The sequence below is a fragment of the Agrilactobacillus yilanensis genome (assembly GCF_003946725.1).
Lineage (GTDB): Bacteria > Bacillota > Bacilli > Lactobacillales > Lactobacillaceae > Agrilactobacillus > Agrilactobacillus yilanensis.
Genome location: NZ_RHOY01000038.1, coordinates 1 through 2,063, shown reverse-complemented (window position 1 = coordinate 2,063; position 2,063 = coordinate 1). Strand labels below are relative to the sequence as shown.

Below are 2,063 nucleotides of genomic sequence, written 5' to 3'. Positions count from 1 at the left end.
TGTTGTGTGTAAGTGCGCATTACATGATAGTGCGTATTACATGATAGTGCGCATTACATGATAATGCGTATTACATGATAGTGCGCATTACATGATAATGCGCATTACATGATAATGCGCATTACATGATAATGTACATGATAATGCGCACTTACACTCCAAATAAATTGGAGTAATGCTAAAACCTGTATCAGAAGTCAGCAAGCTGACAACAAAAAAGGGATATGCCAACGGATTTACCGTTGATCATATCCTGACATTCTCTTTACCAAATAAAATAATTTTGTCTATTAAAATCCCATTTTGCGACAACTTCTTCCGCAGCTTCCATTTGCTCTTTGGTGTAATCTTCATCGCCAACATGAACTAAATCACCATTTTCAACATCTTCAAGTTTCAAATCTTGCTTAATTTGCTTTAATAATCCACCATAGCTGATTTGTCGTGTTCCAGCTAAGGCATACTCCAAATTTTTAATCACCACCAAATTACGCTCATCATCAGCCGTCATATAATCAGCTGATTTTACCTCGTATTTCGCCGTTTCTTCGGCACTAGCTTGCAAAGAGTCAGTTCCTTTGCGTTTGTTAGCTTTAACAGCCTGCACATGCACCACAGGCTCATAATCAACTTTTAAAGCTCTTTGCCAAAGATCGGTCCATTCTACTTGCGTAACATAATTCACGCTATCCCCGGTAAAATAACTAGATTTTACAAACAATAAAACATGTAAATGCTGATTATATGACCCATCTTGTTCATTAACGGTAATTTCCGTTGAGCGTAAATAACCCAATAAATTTTTAGTCACTTTTTTATAGCGAGTTAGCTTATTAAAGGCTTTAGTCAAAGCTCTTAAAGACACTTTTAACTCCTCTGCTGAATGAGCGTTTTTAACGGTTAAAGTTAAAAACAAAAACCGTCCTTTAGGCTCTCTTGCAACTGCTTCCGCAATAATTTGTTTTAATTGGCTCGAATTTTTCATGCTCTTTCTCCAATTGCACAACGGACATAACCGTTTATGACAAAACCAAGTTTGATACAGCTTCAAATGGTTACCAATTTTCCGAAAACGTAAAGTTTCCCCACAGTTTTTAATATCATGTGCTCGTTTAAACTCTAAAATCGACAAATATTCCGCATAGCGCACATTTTCAATTTTGCGTTCTCGCCAAGGTCTTACCTTCCCGTTTTCTGTAACATCTTTAAATACTTCAGACATAAAAAGCTCCTCCCGTTTTATCCACGTGAAGGAGCTGAAATATCATTTTAACTAAGCTTATAGCCTTGACATCATAGGGTTTTCCCCCTAGAATAGGCTATAAATCGTAAATGATAATCAACTCACGTGTTCCGAGCGACCAAACTAGGAATTTGCACGTGGGTTTTTTATTTGCTTTATTTTATTAGAATTTACACCTCAATAATACACCAAAACCCTGTAATATCAAGGGATAGGAACAAAAGCACTAAAAACTAGTTGTTGCTAATAGTATCAAGATAAGAAGAAAGCGACAAAAAACGTCGCTTTCAAAACCCAAAAAGGCAGATCAGCAAAAACCGCTGAACTGTCTTTTTTTAAAACCGTGGCTTTCAGCCACACCGACCAGCTGAGCCAGCTGGAGCGCAACGCTTGCCGCCGCTGGGCTCGAGGAAACAATAGCTTGTTTCCTAGGACATAAGGCTCTTGGGTTGAGTAAAGTCAGTCAACTCCTTAAAGCCTCAAAAAGGGACTAACTGCTAAAGCAGTAAGACCCTTTAATTCGATTTACCGTTGACAGACAGTTAGATAGCTCACTGTTAGCTAAAATCGCTTAGAACGCAAATAAGAGCCTTTAAAATTAACGTTCAAAAATAAAAAAGTTCGAAGGAGCTAGCGACTGAACTTATTTATTTTTGAATGTTCCAAACTGACGCAAGTCAGTTTTGTTTGAGCAAAGCGAAATCTGATACAGGTTTTGATGGGTTTAGCACAACACAACTTCATGTTGTGTGTAAGTGCGCATTACATGATAGTGCGTATTACATGATAGTGCGCATTACATGATAATGCGTATTACATG

General features: G+C 37.6%; 1 protein-coding gene. It reads right to left on the bottom strand.

Annotation, left to right across the window (positions count from 1 at the left end):
• Positions 1-265: 265 nt before the first annotated feature.
• Positions 266-1,222 (bottom strand): protein rep, encoded by a 957-nt coding sequence (locus EKM93_RS13440; RefSeq protein ID WP_125716027.1) that lies wholly within the window; start codon positions 1,220-1,222, stop codon positions 266-268.
• Positions 1,223-2,063 lie beyond the last annotated feature (841 nt).